This window comes from Actinotalea soli, from assembly GCF_017565425.1.
GTDB lineage: Bacteria > Actinomycetota > Actinomycetes > Actinomycetales > Cellulomonadaceae > Actinotalea > Actinotalea soli.
Genome location: NZ_JAGEMK010000009.1, coordinates 72,581 through 91,612, shown reverse-complemented (window position 1 = coordinate 91,612; position 19,032 = coordinate 72,581). Strand labels below are relative to the sequence as shown.

Sequence of the window (19,032 nt, the reverse complement as noted above, 5' to 3'; positions counted from 1 at the left end):
ACGGAGTGGACCCTCGACCAGAACTTCAGGAGGTGCGCGTGACCGGCGACCGCGCCCGGCGAACCTCGTCCGGCAGCACGCTCCGCCTGGTGGGCGGGGCCGGCCCTGACGGACCTGACGAGCCCCAGGATGCGGACCTGCCCGAGGACGACGCCGACAGCCTCGTCCTCCCCGGTCAGCGGCAGTCCGTCGCCGTGGGTCGGCACTGGGTGGTCAGCACCGCCGCCGCTCGAGGGATCACGGGGATGGCCAACCAGGTGCTCGAGCTCCTCTCGAGCGAGCTGCTCGCCAACGCCGTGCTGCACGGCCCCCAGGGCGTCGCGATCGGCGTCCAGATGCGGCACACCGAGACCGCGGTGCGCGTCTCGGTCAGCGACGCGAGCGCGACCAACCCGGTCGTGATGCACAACGGCCCCTCGGCCCCGAACGGCCGCGGCATGGCGATCGTCGAGGCGATGTCCTCCCGCTGGGGCGTCGAGGAGCACGCGGACGGCGGCAAGACCGTCTGGTACGAGCTCGAGCTCGACGAGTTCTGAGCCGTCCCGCACCGGGGCGGACGGCGCCGCAGCACCCACGTCCTCGGCACCAGCTGTCTCGGCTCCCCCTGCGTCCCTCCGTGCCTCAGGGCTGACACGACCGCGGGGCCGGTCCCGCTCGGTCGAGCGGGACCGGCCCCACGGCGTCTACCGGTGGAGCGGGGTCAGGTCATCGACCCCACGGGCCCCAGGAGATCACCCTGACCCGCTTGGTCACCGAGGAGGCCGCGACCTCGTCGTTGCCCGTGTAGGTCACCGTGAGCTCGTGGGTGCCCGGTGCGAGGACCGGGGGCAGGACGGCGACGGCCACACCCGACCGGCCCTGGGCCACGACCCGCGCCCCGCCGAGCACGGCCCCGCCGGAGGAGACCTCGACCCGACCGCTGGGCGTGGGCCCGTCGGTGCGGACCGTGGCGACCACCGGGATCGGCAGGCCGTGCAGGGCGGTGCCGGGCACGGCGGCCTTGAGCACGGACCCGGCCAGCTCGGGCACCTCGACCACCTCGACCGTGACGACCTCGGAGGTCGAGGGCGCCCAGGCCCCGCTGTCCGGCTCGTAGACCGCCACGAGGTCGTGGCTGCCGACGGCGAGGGTCGTCCCGAGGGTCGCGACCCCCTCCTCGACCGGCGCCGCGCCGAGCTCGGTCTCCCCGTCGAGGAAGCGCACCTGCCCGGTGGCCGCCGCGGGCTCGACGGTCGCGGTCAGGGTGACCTCGCCCGTGGAGAGGTCCCCGTCGACCGTGAGGGCCGTGGTGGTCTCGGTGACCGTGCCCGTGGTCACCGAGACGACCTGGGCGCGCTCGCCCCGGGCGTTGAGCGGCTGCAGCAGGAGCAGACGCTCGTCCTCCTCGCCCTCGCGGTGCACCGTGAACGGGCTGCCCTCCTCGCCCACGAACCACAGCGAGTCCTCGCTGCCCGCGCCGGCCTCGAACCAGAGCGCCGGGGCGAAGGGGTCGGCGGTGAAGGGCTCGACCTCGTCGACGATCCCCGTGGCGTCGGGGGCGTACGGCGAGTAGGTGGCGACCCCGAAGGTCGGGGTGTCTCCGGCCGTGATGCCCACGGCCTCGAGCCCGAGCGGGACGACGGTGACGTTGCTGTCGAAGACCGTCGTCATGGTGTCGGCCCACAGACCGTTGACCGGGGAGAGCTCGAGCAGCTCGCCCAGGCTGTAGCCCGTGGCCTCGTCGTAGCCGAGGGCGTAGGTCTCGACCGTGGTGAAGTCGAGGTCGGGGGCGTACTTCCAGACGTAGGTCTCGAGGTCCCAGATCCCGTCACCGTCGATGTCGGTGTTGACGATCGGCACGACGTTCGTGCCGAGGCTGGCCCACTCGCCCTGGGTCGCGATGCCCACGCCGATCGAGCCGGTCGTCGGGTCCTGACCGACGGCCTCGAGCTGCGGGGCCGTCGAGGAGAGCCCCACGTACCGCAGGTCCGCCGCGGCGACCGAGGAGGCCGAGGTGCCCGTGGAGGGGTCGTCCTCGAGCCGGGGGCTCTCGGCCACCAGCTCGAAGGGGGCGACCAGAGAGGTCCAGCCGCCGGTGTCGACACCACGACCGGTGAGGGTCAGCGGTGCGGAGGTCGAGCCCTCGAAGACCGTGACGGGCTGGGCCTCGAGGTCGCTGACCAGGCGCGGTGCGGCGTGCACCGGGACCCGCAGCTCGCCCTCGGCGCCCTCGCCCTCCGGGGTGAGCACGAGCCGCCCCGAGACCGCGGCCACGAACTCCCGCGGGATCGGGATGCCCAGGTCGTAGGCCTCCTGCGAGGTCGGGTCGATCTCCCGCTCGAGGGAGGCGGGGTCCGCGGTCAGGGTGACGGTGACCGTGGCGCTGCCGCCGGCCGGGACCGTGATGCTCGCCGGGGCGGCCGTGATGCTCGCGCCCCCCGCGGTCGTGGCCTGCGAGACCGAGGTCGCGTACGTGCGGGCCGTGTCACCGGTGTTGCGCACCGTGACGGTCCGACGGTCGACGAGGGTCTCGGCGCCGACGTCGACCACGCCGAAGGTCACCGACACCAGGGCGGCGTCGTCGGTGGCGAAGGCGAGGACCTCGGTGGTGGCGGCGTCGAGGGCGTCGACCCGCCCCGACCCGACGCGCTCGGGCCCGTAGACGGGACCTGACCGGTCGAGGTCGCTGAACACGTCGTGGGTCGCGGTGTTCATCACGGCGCTCTTGACCTGCTGCGGGGTCCAGCCCGGGTGGGCCTGTGCCACGAGGGCAGCGATGCCCGCGACGTGCGGGGCGGACATCGACGTACCCGTCTTGGTGCTGGCCCCGGTGCCCGAGCCCGAGGACGCCGAGGAGATCAGCGTGCCGGGGGCGGCGACGTCGGGCTTGAGGACGCCCAGGGAGCCGTGCACCCCGCGCGAGGAGCTGGCGGCCAGGGTGTCGGCCAGGGACTCGTCGGTCACGAAGGCCGCGTTGGCGAGCGAGGGGCCGACCGTGGCGACGACCCCGCCGGCCTGGATGGCGGGGAGCAGGGCGTCGGTCGAGGCCGCGGTCAGCTGGGCCCCGGGGATGCCCTCGTTGCCCGCGATGCCGGCGCTGAACACCGGGAGACCGGTGCCGATGAGGACACCGGCGGCGCCGGCGGCCTCGGCGTTGTCCCACCGTGCGACGCTGCCGCAGGCGCGGGTCGTGTCGTCGTCGTCCCAGGAGAGCCAGACGATGGCGCCGGCGGCCTGGTCGGCGTAGGCGTCGAGGGGCGCGCAGCCCGTGACCCCGTCGCCCAGGTAGACCACGGGGGCGGTGACGTCCTCGGTGCCCGTGTAGAAGATGCTGTTCTGCGCCGAGTGCTGGCCGACGAGCGCGGGGTCCGGGGCCTCGAGCACGTCGACCGCGTCGTAGGTCTGGGTGTCGGCGATCGAGTTCGCGACGGTCAGCGCGCTGCGGGCGTTGCCCGGGCTGCCGCCGATGTCGGTCACGTCCCCGCCGTTGCCCGAGGAGATCACCGCGAGCACGCCCAGGTCGGCGAGACGGTCGATGAAGAGGTTCTCGGGGTCGTCAGCCGGGCTGGTGTCCGAGCCGACCGAGAGGTTCACGATGTCGAGGCGGTCGTTGTAGTCGAAGTCGCCGTTCGGGTCGGCGGCCCACTCGAGGGCGTCGATGACCAGGCCGGTGCTGCCGCCGTTGTCGCCGAAGACCTTGAGGGCGTAGACCCCGGCCTCGGGGGCGGTGCCGGGCCCGACCTCCCAGTCGGTCAGGTCGAGCGAGGTCGCGTAGTCCCCGCGGAAGGTCGTGCCGTCGGCCTGCACGCCGAACCCGGCGGCCGAGCCGGCGACGTGGGTGCCGTGGCCGCCGTTGGGGCTCGCGTCGGGGGCGTCGATCGGGTTGGCGTCGGGGGTCGGGACGGTCGTGGCCCCTGGCGTCGTGGCCGCGGGGTTCGCGTTGTAGTCAGGGCCGGCGAAGTCCCAGCCGCCCAGGTACTTGGTGGTGTCGAGGAGGTCCTCGGGCACCGGTCCGGTGCCGTCCTCGCCGTACGCCGCGGCGTAGGCCTCAGCGGTCCCGGGCCCACCGAAGCTGGCGTGGGTGTAGTCGATCCCGGTGTCGATGACCCCGATGGTGACGTCCTGACCCGTGAGACCCGTGGCCTCCCAGGTCTGCTGCGCCCGGGTGAAGACGTCGGCCCCCTTGTTGGTGGGCTCCTTGGGGACCACGAGGTGCACCGCCGTCACCCCGTCCTGGCCGGCGAGGGCGCGGATGCGGGCGGCGTCACCGCTCACGGTGATCCCGGCCACGAGGTTCGCGGTGACCGAGAGGCGCGCGGGCTCGTCGCTCGCGGTGCTGCGTGCCCCCGGGCTCGCGGCCGTGGCCTCCTGGGGGACGACCTGCTCGGCGAGGGCCTCGACCTGGTCGACGGCGGCCTCGACGTCGGCCCCGGCCTGGGCGGCCTCGACCCCCGAGGGGGCGTCGAGCTGCACGAAGGCGGTGACCTGCCCCTCGGCCTCGAGCAGCGCGGGGGAGACGTCCCCGGCCGAGCCGCCCCAGGCCTGGGCGAGGCGCTCGGCGGTGCCGCCCGGCCGGGTCAGGTCGGCGCCGGTCGCGAGCTCGACGCCCTCCCCGGTGGGTGGTGGTGGTTCGGGGGCCGGGGCCGCGTGCGCCGTCCCGAGGGTCAGCGGGACGGTCAGGGCGGCGCAGGTGACAGCGGCCAGGACGGGACGACGACGGCTCACAGAGCTCTCCACTCTCGGCGTGGCGGATGTGCTGAGCCTGGAGGTCGTGGAGGTCGGTCGAGCGACTGGCGTTGCCCCCCACGGCGACGCGACGGCTCGCGACGCACAGTAGGACGGCGGGTGAAGATCGCGGGTGAAGTCGGGCTGTCTCGGCGTGTCGTAGTTGCTATGACTCGCGCGGTCCTCAGCAGGCGGCGAGCAGGCCCTCGAGCTCGCGGACCGGGGCGAACTCGGGGCCGGGTCCGCCGAAGAAGCAGCGGCAGGGGCCGTCGCGATGGATGAACCCGGTCGAGGGGCGCGCGGCGCAGGGCACCGGCCCCGAGCGCGCCGTGAGGGCGAGGACGGCACCCTCGGGTGCGGTCGTGGCGAGGGGGGTGGAGTCACCGACCAGGTTCGTGTTCACGTTCACAGGATCGGCCCGTGGTGCGAGGTCTTGAGGTGTGGCGCGCACGGGTCGTGCAGGATTCACCCGCTTGTCTGTACCAAAACTGTAGTGCTACGTTGATACAGACCTAGTACAGAAAGAGGGAGCCATGCAGACGATCATCTTCGCGGGGGTCTTCACGGTCCTCGCCGTGGCGACGTGGGTGCGTTTCACCGGGACGAGCACTGCCTCGCGGGCTGCCCACGGCTACGCCCGCAAGGTGGACCTCGCCCTCGAGGGCGAGCTGGGAGAGCGGGTCGCGGTCCGTCTGGCGCACCGGGAGCGGACCGGCGCCCTCGGGGCCGTCGTCGGCGTCTGGCTCACCGTGCTGCTGGTGGCGACCCTCGGCCCCGGGCTGGTCTCGGACGCCGAGGGGTACGGGGTGTCGAGCTACGGCGTCATCGGCGTCGTGATGGGGTTCTTCGCGGGGCACGCCGTCGGCTACGGCGTGGTGGCCTGGCGCGAGGCGATGCGGCCCGTGCCGGACGGCCCGCGCCTGGCGCGGACCACGACCCCGAGCGTCGAGGACTACGTCGCCCCGCACGAGCGCCGAGGCGCGTGGGTCGCGGCAGGGGTCTCGGTGCTCGTCGCGGCGGGGCTCGCGCTGGTGCACAGCAGCGGGATCATGGACCTCGGCCCGATGCCGTGGGGGGCGGTCGTCCTGGCGGTCCTGGTCCCACCCCTCGTCGTGCTGCTCGAGGAGCTCGCCTCCCGGAGAGTGGTCGCCCGGCGTCAGGTCGCGGCGAGCACCCTCGAGCTCGCGTGGGACGACGCCCTGCGCGCACGGACCGTGCGTGACCTCGTCACGGTCGCCCTCGTGATCGGGTGCTTCGGCTCGATCGGCCTGCTCGGGCTGGTCGCCGACGGTCTCGAGGGTGGCTGGCCGGCGAACCCCGCGGTGGGGCTGGTCAACGGGCTCTTCCTCGTCCTTCTGGGCGCGCTGGTCCTTACCGCGCTGATCAGCCTGGTCCTCGACCCTCAGGGCCACGTGCGCCGTCGGCTGTGGCCGGTCGGTCAGGACGGGGTGCGCCGGTGATCGTCGTGGACCCGACCTCGCACGTGCCGCCCTACGAGCAGGTGCGGCAGCAGATCGAGGCGATGGCCGAGGAGGGGGCCATGCCTCCGGGCCACCGGCTGCCGACCGTGCGCCGGCTGGCCGACGACCTGGGTCTGGCGGCGAACACCGTGGCGCGGGCCTACCGCGAGCTCGAGCAGGCCGGGGTCGTCGAGACCCAGGGACGTCGGGGCACCTTCGTCGCGGTCCGCGGGGCCGACCGTGACCGCGAGGGCGAGATCGCGGCCCGGCAGTACGTGCGCCGGGTCCGTGAGCTGGGGCTCGACGCCGAGAACGCGGTCCGTCTGGTCCGGTCAGCCCTGGAGGGCTGAGCCCTCAGCGTGCGTAGCGTTCGACGAAGGCCGTGAGGATCTTGGGCGGCTCGTCGACCTGCGCGCCCTGCAGCGCCGCGACGACGTCGTCCAGCTCGTCCGGGCGGAAGTAGCCCGAGTGCTGGTAGATGCGCACCCGCTCGACGATCCCCGGCACGTCGAGCTCGGGGTGGAACTGGGTCGCGTAGAGGTTCTGGCGCAGACGGAACGCCTGCACCGGGCAGGACGGCGAGGTCGCGAGCACCACTGCCCCGGGGGGCGGGGTGCGGATGGCCTCCTTGTGCCCGACGAAGGCCGGGAAGGTGCTGTGGAGCCCGCCGAAGACCGGGTCCGCCCGTCCTGCCTCGGTGAGGGTGATCGGCGCTGCTCCGACCGGCTCGCCGTAGGTGCGGTCGACCACCCCGCCCTGGTGGACCCCGAGGGTGCCCACGCCGTAGCAGGCGCCGAGGAAGGGCAGGTCCCGCGCGACGATCTCGTCCAGGAGCCTGCCGAGCTCGGCCTCGACGCGATGCTGGACGGGGGACTTGTCCTCGTCCGGGTCGCTCGTGGTGAACGGGCTCCCGCCCAGCACGATCCCCGAGTACGCGTCGAGGTCCACCGGGGGGAGCGGGCCGGCCTCGAGCCGCACGTGGTCCAGCTCGGCCGGGTCCAGCCCCCCGAAGCGGGCGATGGCCGCGTGCTCGCTCGCCGCCGCGTCGTCCTCGGCGCGGGTCGAGATGAGCAGGAAGGGCTTCACGCCGTGACCCTAGCCGCACGGGGGGCTAGCGGCTGCGCGCCCTGGGGGGTACTGTCGTACTCGAAGTTGCAGTGCTTGCACGTCTTGAGTGCGCTGGGCCCCGGTCCGGTGCATGAATTCCTTACCAGGAGCGGACGACGAACACCGCGATTGACTCGGTCCCGACACGCGGGTCCGTCCGACCTCCTGAAGGAGATTCTCATGGCTACTGGCACCGTGAAGTGGTTCAACGCCGAAAAGGGCTTCGGCTTCATCGCTCCCGACGACGGCGGCGCCGACGTCTTCGCCCACTACTCGGCGATCACGACGAGCGGCTACCGCACGCTCGAGGAGAACCAGAAGGTTGAGTTCGAGGTGAACCAGGGCCCCAAGGGTCCCCAGGCCGCGAACATCACGCCGCTCTGATCCTCGTGCTCCGGGCTCAGGCCCGCTGAACGACACCACGAAAGCCCCGGTCCCCGTGACCGGGGCTTTCGTGCGTCTACGTCCGGCCATGCTGGCAAGGACTTGCCCAGACGGGACGTGGTTGCCGCGATCGCGGGGACGGCATGAGCAGGGTGGAGAGCTAGCGCCCCGGCTTGGCGGCGTACATCGCGGCGTCCGCGGCCGCGATCAGGCCCTCGCTGGTCGTGGGGCCGGCGTCCTGCCCGCCCGTCCCGGCCGTGGTCGCGACGCCGATGGTCGCCCCGCACCGGATCGAGGTGCCGTCGGGGAGCAGGTACGGCGGGGTGAGGGCCGCGAGCAGACGGTCGTCCGGGCGGTCGGTCGGCTCGCCCGACTCGTGCACCACGAGGAACTCGTCCCCACCCAGGCGCGCGACCACGTCGGCCTCGGGCACCGCGGCCGACAACCGGCGCGCGGCCTCGACGAGCACCGCGTCACCGACCTGGTGGCCGTACCTGTCGTTGACGAGCTTGAAGTCCTCGAGGTCCACGTACGTCGCGATCAGGCTGCCCCCCGAGTGGCGCACCCGGGCCAGGGCCGCCCGCAGCAGCAGGTCCAGGAGTCGGCGGTTGGCCAGGCCGGTCAGCGGATCCCGGAGGGCCAGGTGCGCGAGGTCGGACTGCAGGCTGCGGATCTCGGTCACGTCCCGTGCGATCCCCTGCAGCCCGTCGCGCAGGCGGGTCATCTGCACCTCGAGCACCACCCACGTGTCGTCGGGTCGGCGCAGGCGCAGGTCGTACCGCTCGGGGATGGGCAGACCGGCCATGGCCTCGCCGAGGAGCTCCCTGCCGTCCTCGTCGGCCACGGCGACCAGGTGCTCGAGGTCCGCACCGAAGTCCTCGGCCGTCCAGCCCGTCAGGGTGTGCACCGAGGGGCTGAGGTAGCTCAGGCACGGCCCGGGGGTCGTGCTGACGCGCCACACCACGTCGGCCGACCGGTCGGCCAGGTCCCGGAAGTGCGCCTCGCTCACCGCGAGCTGCTCCTCAGCGCGATGCCGGTCGGTCACGTCGCGGCCGACCGCGAGGACCTGGGGCCCGTCCGGGCCGGGGAGCCACCGGTCGGCCCACTCGACCCATCGGTCGGGGATGTGAGGTGCGGGCCGGGGGACGGGGTCGTAGAGGAACGGGGCGTCGGGGCCCAGCCGCCCGAGCTGGGTGTGCAGCCCGTCGAGCTCGGCGGGCGAGAGCAGCTCCTCGAGCCTGCGCCCGACGAGGTCGTCGGGGGTCGCCGCGTGCTGGGCGGCCCAGGCGGCGTTGCAGTAGACGAGCACGAGGTCCGAGACCCGGTAGCGGGCGATGCGTTCGCTGAGCAGGTCGAGGATCTCGGTGAGGTCCTCGGAACCGGCCCCCTCGGGCACGACGGCGTCGGGCACGGCGGCGGACCCCCTCGGTGGTCGGGGCGATGACTGGTGGTCCGGGGCCGAGGTCGGCGTCGACCGTCACCCTGCGAGACCTCCACCGGCCCGCGCCCCCGGTCCGTCGGACGGTCGGGGTCGTGACGCGGGGTCACCCGGCGCGGCGATCGTACCTGCCTGCCGCGGCCACCGAGCGGGATCGCGCGACGTCTCAGGTGTTGAGGAAGCTCGCCGGGTCGTCGTCCGAGCCCTGGAGGTCCGGCGGGCCGTGCTGGAGGTTCTGCTCCTCGGGACCGTCGGTCTCGTCGGTCTCGCCACGTACCTCGTCGACCGAGGGGTCCTCGAGGGAGTCGGGGCCGCCCGGGGCCGAGCCGGTCAGCGGCGGGTCCTCGTCAGGGCTGCGGTGCTGGTGGTCCGTCATGGTTCCTCCGTGGGTGTGGGGATGTCACGACGGTAGGCCGGTCCGCGAGGTTCCGCGCGTCGGCCTGCAAGGACCGCCACCGCCACGACACAGTGTCGGGTAGTGGACCGTCGACCCCGGGGAGCCGCAGTGCGAGACGACGCCTGGTTCGAGGCGCTCTTCCGTGCGCACTCCACCGCGGTGCACCGCTACTTCGCGCGCCGCGCCGCGCACGACGACGTGCAGGACCTCACGGCCGACGTCCTGGTGACCGCATGGCGTCGCCGCGAGGACGTCCCCGAGGGCGCCGAGCTCCCCTGGCTCTACCGGACGGCCGGCTACGTGCTGGCCAACCACCGCCGCAAGGCTCGGGCGATCCCCGTCCAGGACCTCCCCGAGGAGGTCGACGACGCCGACCCTGCCCACCTGACCCTCGCCGACGAGGAGGTGCGCAGCGCCCTCGCGGCGTTGTCCGCCCGGGACCGCAGGATCCTGCTGCTGCACTCGTGGGAGGGGGTCGAGGGGGATGCCCTCGCCCAGCTGCTCGGGATCAGTCGAGGGGGCGCTGACGCCGCCCTCTCCCGCGCCCGCGCCCGGCTCCGAGAGGTCTGGGCCCAGCAGGACGCCCCCGAGCCCGCCGAACCCCGCGACGCCCGGGAGGGCTCCCGCGAGGGCTCCGCTGCAAGCCCGAGCGCGGGGACGACACAGACGGGGTGACGCACCCGCGTCCCGGTCCTCTGGAGGTCATCGTGAACGACCACCCCCCCGCCCAGGGAGACGACGTCGCCCTCGCCCGGCTGCGCGGCGCCGATCCCGCGGCCACCGCTGAGCCCGACCCGTCCGCGCTGCGGGAGGCCGTGCGCCGGCGGGCCGACCTTCCCGCCGCAGGAGCCGGGGGCTCCGGCCCTGACGGTGGTGCCGGTGGGGACGAGCTGGCCCGGGCGCGCCGTCGACGCCTGACCTCGTGGCCCGCGCGGGCTGCCGCTGCCGCCGCCGTGGCCCTCGTGGTCGGGGGAGGCGGGGGGTACGCCCTGGGCGCCGCGGGCCCGTCCCAGCAGGACGAGGGCGGGGCGGCCGCGGTCATCTCCCTCAACTCCGCGCAGGACGGCGCAGGGTCCCCCGGCATGCAGGGGCTGCCGGGGGACAGCAGCGCAGCGACGGAGGAGTCCGGCCCGGAGCCACTGACGGGCGTGATCGGTGGTGACAACCACGCGTTCAGCGAGCAAGGGCGGGTCGCCGAGCTGAGCATGCCCGGCTGGGGCGGGCGCACCGTCTTCACCGCCGAGGGGCTGCCCACCGACGGCGGCGCCCTCGCGGCCTGGGGCTTCGACCCCGGGGCGGCCTTCACCGCTGAGGGCGCGGCGACCGCCGCCCGGGCCCTCGGCGTCGAGGGCGAGGTGAGCGAGGCCGACGGCATGCTCTCGGTCGGTCCGCGGGACGGCACGGGGGCCAGCATCCAGCTGTACCCGGACGGCATGGTGAGCCTCAGCTTCTACGACCCCGAGCGCGACCCGTGGGCCTGCCTGGCGGTCCGCACCTCCGAGGAGCCGACGGCCGACGAGCTGCAGGACTGCTCGACACGGGACCTGGGCCCCGCACCCCAGGGTGAGGAGGCAGGTGCCGTCCTGCGCGAGGTGCTCGGGGACCTCGGGCTCGACCCCGAGGGCTACGAGCTCGTCACCGAAGGGGTGGAGGGGGCCGTCGAGTCCGAGTGGAGCTCGGTCGTCGCCCATCAGGTCGTCGACGGCCAGCGCACCGGGGTGACCTGGAGCGCGACCTTCACCGGCGGGGGTCTCCAGACCCTGCACGGCTCCCTCGCGCCCCTCGTCCCGCTCGGGGAGTACGCCGTGGTCAGCCCGACCGAGGCCGTCGAACGCCTCGAGGACCCGCGCTTCGGTGCTGGCTGGGGTGGGATGACCCCCTTCTGGGGGGCGTACGGCCTCGAGGGGGATGCCGCGACCGTCATGCCACGGGGCGGCGTCGGGAGCGGGGCTGGGCCTGCTGAGCCGAGCCTGCCTGCCGGGGCCGAGCCCGGGGCCTCCGTGCAGTGGCCCGTGCGGCAGGTCACGGTCGTCGACGCGCGGCTCGGGCTCGCCCTGCACACCCAGGCCGACGGCACCGCGATGCTGGTCCCGACCTACGAGCTCACCGGCTCCGACGGCGGGACCTGGTCCGTGATCGCGGTGACCGAGGACCACCTCGACCTCTCCCCGGCGGGTTGAGCACGGGCTGCCGCCGACCGGCACCGGGCCACCCGGGCCCGGTCGGCGCAGGGCCGGAGGCGGGGCTCCCGTGACATCCTGATCTCCCTGCGTCCCGCCCTCATGGAGCTCCCGCGCGGCGCGCCTGACGGTCCGATGGTGCGCGCGGCTGCCAGGCGGCGTAGGTTCGGTGCCGCATGACGGGCGTCGAGGACGAGGCCGTGGGGAGATCCGTGGACGACGAAGGTGCGCAGGAGCCGGTGGCCGGGCGGTCGCCGTCGTCGTCGCGCCCGCCGACCCGCCGCGAGCTCCGCGCCGCCGAGGAGCGCGAGGCCAACGAGCGCGAGGACCGGGCCCGCGCCGAGGCCGCGGCGGCCGAGCCCGCCCAGACCACCGAGGCCCCGGTGCTCCCGCGCTCGTTGCTCCCCGAGCCCGACGTCGACGACGTGCGCTGGGACGTCGCACCCCCCTCGGGCTCAGGCGCCGAGCGAGGGTCCGGTGCCGAGGGACGTGCCGTCCCCGAGCAGCGGTGGCCAGGTGGCCCCCTCACCGGGCCGGGACCGGTCCCCGGGCGGCCCCCGTTCCCCCGGGTGAGCTCCGCCCCCCGGCGCGACCCCTCGCCGCGCGACGAGCGGACGAGCCGCGACGATGCGCCCGCGCCGACGCGCGACGCGTCGACCATGCCCGCCGGCCCTGCCGACGACACGACCGGCTCGGCCGGGGAGGAGAACCCGGTGCCCACCCACGGCAGGACCCCGTCGGCAGGCCCTGGCGGGGTGCCGCCCCGCCGGTCCACGCGGCACGCGGTCCCACCACCTGCTGCTCCAGGGCCGGGTCGGCCTCACCCCGCAGCGGCAGGAGGGGCGACCGAGGGTGCGTCGGAGACCCCGACCGGTCAGCTGCCCCGAGTGCCGGACCCCGACGAGGGCGAGGTCGCGGCCGGCAGCGACGGGCCGGGCACCTGGCCCGCGGGCCGGGCGACCGCCGAGGACGGCGGTCCCGGCGAGGAGGAGCTGCCGACCCTGACCGACCTGCTCGCCGCCCGCGAGGAGCCCGACGCGAGCCCCGCGGAGATGGGGTGGCGGGCGACGGTGCGCCGGATCTCGGGCGGTCTGCTCGCCCCCGGGCCCGGGCCCGCCGAGCAGCGCCATCGCGCGGCCGTCGCGACGGTCCAGCGCAGCCTCGACGGTCCTCGCACCGTCGTGGTCATCAACCCCAAGGGCGGGGCCCACAAGACGACCGCCTCGCTGCTCGTCGCGGCGACCTTCGGGCAGCACCGCGGCGGCTACACGCTCGCGTGGGACAACAACGAGACCCGGGGCACCCTCGGCTGGCGCTCGCAGCAGGCCCGGCACCACAACACCGCCGTCAACCTGCTGCAGGACCTGGACCGCTTCGCCGACCCCGGCTCCTCCCGCGTCGGGGACCTGGACAACTACGTGCGCTCGCAGGGGTCCGCGCAGTTCGACGTCCTCGCCTCGGACGAGGACGCCGCCTCGGCAGCCTCGATCGACGCCTACGCCTTCCGCGCCCTGCACCGCACCCTGTCGCGGTTCTACCGGGTGATGGTCGTCGACACCGGCAACAACATGCGGGCCTCGAACTGGCAGGCCGCGATCGAGGCCGCCGACCAGGTCGTCATCGTCTCGACCGTGCGCGAGGACACCGCCCAGTCGGCCGCCTGGGCCGTCGACGCCCTGCGCGCCACCGGCCACGAGGACCTCGTCCGCAACGCCGTGACGGTGCTCTCGGCACCTGCCGTCCGGCGGGATCCCGAGCTCGCCGCTCGGCTGCACGAGCACTTCGGCCGGCTCACGCGGACCGTGCTCGACGTGCCCTACGACCCCGCCCTCGTGACGGGCAGCCCCCTGGACGTCGACGCCCTCTCGGCCGAGAGCCGTGAGGCCTGGCTGCGCGTCACCGCCGCGGTCGCCGAAGGTCTGTGAGCACCGGTCGTTGACAGGTGCGCGTTACTGAGTAACCTCTCCCGTGTTACCGAGTAACCAGGGGGCATCGTGTCCGTCCGCCACGGCCTGCTCGCGCTTCTCGCCGAGGGGCCGATGCACGGCTACCAGCTGCGGCAGGAGTTCGAGCGCCGCACGGGTGGGACCTGGCCCCTGAACATCGGGCAGGTGTACACCACGGTGCACAGGTTGGTCCGTGACGGCCTGGCCGAGCCGGTCCCGCAGGGGGAGATCGGCTCGGCCGAGGAGCCGGGGGCACCTGACGGCGAGGGCTCGGGGGAGCGCTTCCGCCTGACCGAGGCGGGCCGTGCCGAGGCGACGGCGTGGTGGGCGCGGCCGGTCGAGCGCGGCGCCCCGGCCCGGGACGAGCTCGCGATCAAGCTCGCCCTCGCGGTGACGGCCCCGGGGGTGGACGTGCCCGCGGTGGTGCAGGCCCAGCGCACCGAGACCCTGCGGGCCCTGCAGGACTACACACGCCTCAAGGCCCGGGCAGCGGCCGAGGACCTCGCCTGGCTGCTGGTCCTCGACAACCTGGTCTTCGTGGCCGAGGCCGAGGTCCGCTGGCTGGACCACGTCGAGGCCCGGGTCGCCCGGGCGGCAGCCACCAACGCGGCGCGCGGCCCGCGCCCGGCCCCCGGGCAGGGCTCGACGACCCAGGTCAGCCCGGGTCCGCCCGCGGTGGGCGTCGGCCCCGTGGGGCGGGACCTGCGGTGACCCCGTCCGGTCCCGGCCTGGGACCCGTCCTGCTGAGCCTGGTCCAGGTCTCGCGCACCCACGGCGACGGCGATCTCGCGGTCCACGCCCTGCAGGGCGTGGACCTCGACGTGCGCGTGGGGGAGCTCGTCGCCGTGATGGGCCCCTCGGGCTCGGGGAAGTCGACCCTGCTCAACGTGGCCGGCGGCCTCGACACCCCGACCGAGGGGACCGTGACCCTCGCGGGCGCCGAGCTGTCGGCCCTGGACCTCAAGGGCCGGGCGCGCCTGCGCCGACGCAGCGTCGGCTACGTGTTCCAGGACTTCAACCTCGTGCCGGCCCTGACCGCCGCCGAGAACGTCTCCCTCCCGCGCGAGCTGGACGGAGTCCGGCAGCGCGAGGCCCGGGTCGAGGCCCTCGCAGCCCTCTCGGAGGTGGGGGTGGCCGACCTCGCCGACCGGTTCCCGGACGAGATGTCGGGCGGCCAGCAGCAGCGCGTCGCGATCGCCCGGGCGCTCGCCGGGCCCCGGCGGCTCGTCCTGGCCGACGAGCCCACGGGGGCCCTGGACTCGGTCACGGGTGAGGAGGTCATGCGCGTGCTGCGGTCCCGGGTCGACGCCGGGGCCGGTGGCCTGCTCGTGACCCACGAGGCCCGCTTCGCTGCCTGGGCGGACCGCACGGTCTTCCTGCGGGACGGCGTCGTGGTCGACTCGACGGGGGACCGTGGCGGTCCCGGCTCCTTGCTGGTCGGTGCGGGGTCCGACGGCCTCGGGTCCAGCCACTGGCCGAGCGGTCCGACCGACCAGGACGGCTGATGGGCCGTCGCCTCGCGGCCCTGCGGGCGACCGCGCGGATCGCCCGTCGGCAGGCCGCCCGGTCCCGGGGGCGGACCGCCCTGGTCGCCACCATGGTGGTCCTGCCTGTCCTTGCCGCCGTGGTGATCGACGTCCTGGTGCGCTCCGCGGTCCCCACCGGGCCCACCTACGCCCGGTACGCCCTCGGCGAGGAGCTGCAGGCCCGGGTGACCTACGTGTGCCCGGGGGAGGTCCACCAGGTCCCGAACGTGGGCCTGGGGGGCGTCAGCTGCGGCTGGTCCGAGGACGGGGACCCCCCGGTCCCTCAGGAGCCCGCGGAGGTCCAGGACCGGATCGAGGCGGTCGTGGGCCCCGCGGCCACGGTGATCCCCGCGCTGCAGACCCCGGTCCGGATCGACGGCCCGACACGCGGCGAACGCATGCTGCACCTCGCGGAGGTGGACCTCGAGGCCCCCGGGGTCTCGAGCGCCTACCCCCTCGAGAGCGGCTCCCTGCCGCGCGCGACGGGCGAGCTGGCCCTCGCCCCGTGGCTCGCCGAGAGCCTCGACGTCCTGCCGGGCGACGACCTGGTCGTCACCGGGCCGTCCGGGCAGGAGGTCCACGTCGAGCTCGTGGGGGTGCTCGACGGGACCGTCCCCGCGACCGACGTCCTCGGGCTGCCGGGGGTCCTCGGCCGGCCCGAGGACCGGCTGGCCGGTCAGGAGCGGACCGACGGGCTGGTCGACCTCGACGGGGCCGACAGGTTCGTCGGCCTGGACCGCGCGGAGTGGCTGGTCGCCGGGCCGGCGCCGATCACCTGGGACATGGTGCTCGAGCTCAACGCGGTCGGGCTGCAGGTCGCCAGCCGGGAGGTGCTGCTCACCCCGCCCGCTGTCGAGGCCGTGGGCGACCCCGTCGCGGGATCCGTCGGGGCGCGGACCCTCACCTTCGGGGCCGCCGTGGTCGGTGCAGGCCTCCTCGAGGCCGTCCTGCTCATCGGTCCCGCCTTCGCGGTGGGCGCACGGCGCCAGACCAGGGCCCTGGCCCTGCTCGCCGCGCAGGGTGCCGAACGCCGTGACCTGCGCCGGGTGGTGCTGTGGGGCGCGGTGGTGATCGGTGTCGGAGCCTCGGTCGGGGCGGCCGCGCTGGGCGTGGCGGTCGGTGCGCTGCTCGTCACCACGATCCCGGCGACGGCCTCCTCCTTCCCCAACCTCGTGGTCCCGTGGCTCGAGGTCGCGGTCTTCGTGCTGGTCGGCGTCCTGATCGCCGTGGCGGCCGCCTGGCTGCCCGCCCGGACTGCGGCCCGCGTCGACGTCGTCGCCGCGCTGGCCGGGCGCCGCTCGGAGGCGCGTCCGCGGCGCGCGGTACCCCTGGCCGGTCTCGTCCTGCTCGGCGTGGGGGTCGCGACCTCTCTGGCCGGGGCGGTCCGCAGCGAGCCGGTGCTCGCCACCCTGGGAGTGCTCCTCCTCATGGTGGGCATGGTCGCGGCCTCGGGGGCGATCGTGACGCTGATCGGCAGCCTGGCCCGCTGGGCGCCGCTCGCCCCACGCCTCGCGATGCGCGACGCGGCCCGTCAGCGCGGCCGGACCGCCCCCGCCCTGGCCGCGGTGATCGCGGCCGTCGCGGGGGCCACCGCCGGGCTGGTCTACGTGGCCTCGGAGGCCCAGCGCGACGAGCTGCTCTACTCCCCGGTGGCGGAGGTGGGGGTCATCCAGGTCGGGCTGCCCGCCGACGAGGAGGACGAGGAGACCCGGGCGGAGCTCCTGACCAGCGCCGAGCAGGTCCTCGAGTCCTCGATCGACCTCGAGGCGATCGCCCCGGTGAGCATGCTGGTGCCGACCGACCAGGAGATCGACCCCCTGACCGGGCTGGGGGCCGACCTCTGGATCTACCCCGAGGTCCCCGTCGAGAACCAGTGCCCCCTCTGGCTGCTGGACCGGGTCCCCACCGAGGCCGAGATCGCCGAGGCCACGGCGGACCCGCGGTGCGACGAGCGCCTCGAGTACTCCTCGGGGGGTGTCTGGGCCACGACCTCGTGGTCCTCGGGCGTGATCATGGACGACGGTTCAGCGACCGCCGTCCTCGGCCTGCCGGGGTCCGAGGAGGCAGCGGCTGCCCTGGCCCGGGGCGAGGCCCTGGTCCACGACGAGCGGGCGCTGCGCGAGGACGGCACGGTGGAGCTCGCCGCGACGGTCCAGGACGCACAGGGGTCGGTGCTGGCCTCCCTGGTCATCGAGCCCGCAGCCCGGGCGACCGGGTGGGCCAGCTTCCTGTACCAGCTCGTGCTGCCGCCCGAGAGCATCGAGGCGCTCGAGGGCGAGGCGAGGGCTCAGCCTGTCGGGCTGGTCGCCCGGTCGGCCGTCGACCTCGACCAGGCAGAGGTCACCGCCCTGCGTGACGCCCTCGAGGCCGTCCACCCCGCGATGGCCCTCGAGGTCGAGAGACCGTACGAGTACCGCGACACGACCCTGTCCCTGGTGATCCTGGCGGTCCTGGGCGTGGTCGGACTCGGTGCGACCTGGTTGGCGGTCGGTCTTGCGGCCGCCGAGTCCCGGGCCGACCTCGCGACCCTCGCCGCCGTGGGCGCGGCCCCGCGGACGCGCAGGCTGGTCGCCGGGGCCCAGGCCGGGGTCATCGCGGTGACCGGCACGGTGCTCGGGGTCCTCGCCGGGGCCCTGCTCGGCGGGGTCTTCGTCGAGCTGCAGACCGCGTCGCAGAGCCCTCTCCCTGACCGGACCTGGCAGCTGGTGATGCCGTGGCCCGGCCTCGCCACGATCCTCCTCGGGCTGCCGACCCTCGCGGTGCTCGGCATGGCCCTGGCCACGCGCTCGCGGCTGCCCCTCGTCCGGAGGATCGCGTCATGAGCGCCGAGCCGCCCCGCCGGTCCGCGGCCGCGAGCACGTCCCGCCCCGCCGCGCCGCGTCCGGCCCCCGAGCAGGAGTCCCTGGACCGGGAGCTGCGGCGGATGGAGGTCATCCACCGCCGCGAGATCCTCGCCGCCCGCGGCGCACGTCGTCCCGCACCCCTGGGCACGGCCGAGGTTCGTGGGCCACGATGGAGGGCATGAGCCCGACGACGCCCGACCTCCGCACCGCTGCACCCCCGCTGCTCGACGTCCCACGCACCGCCCTGGTCACCGGGGCTGGTCGGGGCATCGGCCGGGGCCTGGCCCTGGGTCTGGCGGCCCACGGCTGGTCCGTCGCCCTCGTGGGGCGCACCGAGGATCGCCTGCGCGAGGTCGCCGCGGAGATCGCCTCGCGGGGGGAGTCCCCGACCGAGCCCGTGGTCGCGGTGGCGGACCTGACCGACCACGCCGCGGTCCGTGCCGCGGTCGCGCAGGTCGAGGCGGCCTTCGACGACCTCGGCGGGATCGGCCTGCTGGTCAACAACGCCGGCGTCATCGAGCAGCGCGAGGTCGGCCTCGTGGAGGACGACCTCGAGGACACCTGGCGGGTCATCGAGGCCAACGTCCGTGGTCCCCTCGCGGTGACCCGCACGGTGCTGCCCGGGATGCTCGCCCGCGGCGGCGGGCGCGTGGTCAACATCAACTCGGGGGCGGGCCACCGCGAGTACGCGACGTACACCGGGTACAACATCAGCAAGGGCGCGCTGGCCCGCCTCACCACGGGGCTGGACTCCCAGTACCGCGACAGCGGGATCCGGGCCTTCGACCTGGCCCCCGGGGTCGTCGCGACGGACATGACGGCCGCGATGCCGGCGCACGCCGACCGCACCGAGTGGACGCCGATCGAGGCCAGCGTCGAGCTGCTGCTCGCGATCGGCGCCGGGGATCTCGACGCCCTCTCCGGCCGCTTCATGCGCGCAGGGGCGGACACCGTCGAAGGGCTGGTGGCGCACACCTACGACGTGCTGGTGCAGGACGCGAGGCGCCTGCGCCTGGTCACCTGGGGCCAGGACGACCCGATGTAGGT

Annotated in this window: 17 protein-coding genes; 12 read left to right on the top strand and 5 right to left on the bottom strand. The window is 74.9% G+C overall.

Annotation, left to right across the window (positions count from 1 at the left end; all coding sequences use genetic code 11):
• Positions 1 to 38 precede the first annotated feature (38 nt).
• Positions 39 to 536 (top strand): ATP-binding protein, encoded by a 498-nt coding sequence (locus J4G33_RS14515; RefSeq protein ID WP_208056706.1) that lies wholly within the window; start codon positions 39 to 41, stop codon positions 534 to 536.
• A gap of 169 nt (positions 537 to 705) precedes the next feature.
• On the opposite strand, the gene J4G33_RS14510 is transcribed toward J4G33_RS14515, so the two are convergent.
• Both J4G33_RS14510 and J4G33_RS14505 read right to left on the bottom strand, forming a co-directional pair.
• On the bottom strand, positions 706 to 4,704 hold the full coding sequence (locus J4G33_RS14510; protein WP_208056705.1) for a S8 family serine peptidase: 3,999 nt from the start codon (positions 4,702 to 4,704) through the stop codon (positions 706 to 708).
• Between the two features lie 184 nt (positions 4,705 to 4,888).
• Positions 4,889 to 5,107 carry a hypothetical protein gene (locus tag J4G33_RS14505; protein WP_208056704.1) on the bottom strand — a complete coding sequence of 73 codons (219 nt, stop codon included), beginning with the start codon at positions 5,105 to 5,107 and terminating at the stop codon, positions 4,889 to 4,891.
• 130 nt (positions 5,108 to 5,237) lie between these two features.
• On the opposite strand from J4G33_RS14505, the gene J4G33_RS14500 reads away from it, so the two are divergent.
• Together J4G33_RS14500 and J4G33_RS14495 are read left to right on the top strand one after the other, a co-directional pair.
• Complete coding sequence (locus tag J4G33_RS14500) at positions 5,238 to 6,164, top strand: hypothetical protein (RefSeq protein ID WP_208056703.1); 927 nt, start codon at positions 5,238 to 5,240, stop codon at positions 6,162 to 6,164.
• Positions 6,161 to 6,514: a GntR family transcriptional regulator gene (locus tag J4G33_RS14495; RefSeq protein ID WP_208056702.1), complete on the top strand. Its 354-nt coding sequence runs from the start codon at positions 6,161 to 6,163 to the stop codon at positions 6,512 to 6,514. The genes J4G33_RS14500 and J4G33_RS14495 overlap by 4 nt, the downstream gene beginning before the upstream one ends.
• A gap of 4 nt (positions 6,515 to 6,518) precedes the next feature.
• Here J4G33_RS14495 and J4G33_RS14490 read toward each other — a convergent pair whose 3' ends face one another.
• Entirely contained in the window at positions 6,519 to 7,250 is a 732-nt protein-coding gene (locus J4G33_RS14490; protein ID WP_208056701.1) for a glutamine amidotransferase, read from the bottom strand.
• Between the two features lie 201 nt (positions 7,251 to 7,451).
• On the opposite strand from J4G33_RS14490, the gene cspE reads away from it, so the two are divergent.
• On the top strand, positions 7,452 to 7,655 hold the full coding sequence (gene cspE, locus J4G33_RS14485) for a transcription antiterminator/RNA stability regulator CspE (RefSeq protein WP_208056700.1): 204 nt from the start codon (positions 7,452 to 7,454) through the stop codon (positions 7,653 to 7,655).
• 160 nt (positions 7,656 to 7,815) lie between these two features.
• Here cspE and J4G33_RS14480 read toward each other — a convergent pair whose 3' ends face one another.
• Both J4G33_RS14480 and J4G33_RS14475 read right to left on the bottom strand, forming a co-directional pair.
• A complete protein-coding gene (locus J4G33_RS14480; protein WP_208056699.1) occupies positions 7,816 to 9,066 on the bottom strand; it encodes a diguanylate cyclase domain-containing protein in 1,251 nt (416 codons plus the stop codon).
• 193 nt (positions 9,067 to 9,259) lie between these two features.
• Positions 9,260 to 9,469 carry a hypothetical protein gene (locus J4G33_RS14475; RefSeq protein WP_208056698.1) on the bottom strand — a complete coding sequence of 70 codons (210 nt, stop codon included), beginning with the start codon at positions 9,467 to 9,469 and terminating at the stop codon, positions 9,260 to 9,262.
• A 129-nt stretch (positions 9,470 to 9,598) separates the two neighbouring features.
• Here J4G33_RS14475 and J4G33_RS14470 point away from each other — a divergent pair, with 129 nt between their 5' ends.
• The 8 genes from J4G33_RS14470 to J4G33_RS14435 all read left to right on the top strand — a co-directional run bounded on the left by J4G33_RS14470 (position 9,599) and on the right by J4G33_RS14435 (position 19,030).
• Positions 9,599 to 10,165: an RNA polymerase sigma factor gene (locus J4G33_RS14470; RefSeq protein ID WP_307793922.1), complete on the top strand. Its 567-nt coding sequence runs from the start codon at positions 9,599 to 9,601 to the stop codon at positions 10,163 to 10,165.
• 32 nt (positions 10,166 to 10,197) lie between these two features.
• On the top strand, positions 10,198 to 11,670 hold the full coding sequence (locus J4G33_RS14465) for a hypothetical protein (RefSeq protein ID WP_208056696.1): 1,473 nt from the start codon (positions 10,198 to 10,200) through the stop codon (positions 11,668 to 11,670).
• Between the two features lie 176 nt (positions 11,671 to 11,846).
• Positions 11,847 to 13,595 carry a chromosome partitioning protein gene (locus J4G33_RS14460; protein WP_208056695.1) on the top strand — a complete coding sequence of 583 codons (1,749 nt, stop codon included), beginning with the start codon at positions 11,847 to 11,849 and terminating at the stop codon, positions 13,593 to 13,595.
• Positions 13,596 to 13,664: 69 nt separating this feature from the next.
• Positions 13,665 to 14,327, top strand: a complete 663-nt coding sequence (locus J4G33_RS14455) for a PadR family transcriptional regulator (RefSeq protein WP_208056694.1) — start codon at positions 13,665 to 13,667, stop codon at positions 14,325 to 14,327.
• Positions 14,324 to 15,121 (top strand): ABC transporter ATP-binding protein, encoded by a 798-nt coding sequence (locus tag J4G33_RS14450; RefSeq protein WP_307793921.1) that lies wholly within the window; start codon positions 14,324 to 14,326, stop codon positions 15,119 to 15,121. Before J4G33_RS14455 ends, J4G33_RS14450 begins: the two co-directional genes overlap by 4 nt.
• Entirely contained in the window at positions 15,121 to 17,964 is a 2,844-nt protein-coding gene (locus tag J4G33_RS14445) for an ABC transporter permease (RefSeq protein WP_208056693.1), read from the top strand. Before J4G33_RS14450 ends, J4G33_RS14445 begins: the two co-directional genes overlap by 1 nt.
• Positions 17,961 to 18,167 (top strand): hypothetical protein, encoded by a 207-nt coding sequence (locus J4G33_RS14440; protein WP_208056692.1) that lies wholly within the window; start codon positions 17,961 to 17,963, stop codon positions 18,165 to 18,167. The genes J4G33_RS14445 and J4G33_RS14440 overlap by 4 nt, the downstream gene beginning before the upstream one ends.
• On the top strand, positions 18,164 to 19,030 hold the full coding sequence (locus tag J4G33_RS14435) for an SDR family NAD(P)-dependent oxidoreductase (protein WP_208056691.1): 867 nt from the start codon (positions 18,164 to 18,166) through the stop codon (positions 19,028 to 19,030). The genes J4G33_RS14440 and J4G33_RS14435 overlap by 4 nt, the downstream gene beginning before the upstream one ends.
• Positions 19,031 to 19,032 lie beyond the last annotated feature (2 nt).

Excerpts from the sequence above, each read along its gene's own strand:
- J4G33_RS14500 (WP_208056703.1), top strand. The coding sequence starts at position 5,238 with ATGCAGACGATCATCTTCGCGGGGGTCTTCACGGTCCTCGCCGTGGCG.
- cspE (WP_208056700.1), top strand. The coding sequence starts at position 7,452 with ATGGCTACTGGCACCGTGAAGTGGTTCAACGCCGAAAAGGGCTTCGGC.
- J4G33_RS14475 (WP_208056698.1), bottom strand. The coding sequence starts at position 9,469 with ATGACGGACCACCAGCACCGCAGCCCTGACGAGGACCCGCCGCTGACC.
- J4G33_RS14460 (WP_208056695.1), top strand. The coding sequence starts at position 11,847 with ATGACGGGCGTCGAGGACGAGGCCGTGGGGAGATCCGTGGACGACGAA.
- J4G33_RS14445 (WP_208056693.1), top strand. The coding sequence starts at position 15,121 with ATGGGCCGTCGCCTCGCGGCCCTGCGGGCGACCGCGCGGATCGCCCGT.
- J4G33_RS14440 (WP_208056692.1), top strand. The coding sequence starts at position 17,961 with ATGAGCGCCGAGCCGCCCCGCCGGTCCGCGGCCGCGAGCACGTCCCGC.
- J4G33_RS14435 (WP_208056691.1), top strand. The coding sequence starts at position 18,164 with ATGAGCCCGACGACGCCCGACCTCCGCACCGCTGCACCCCCGCTGCTC.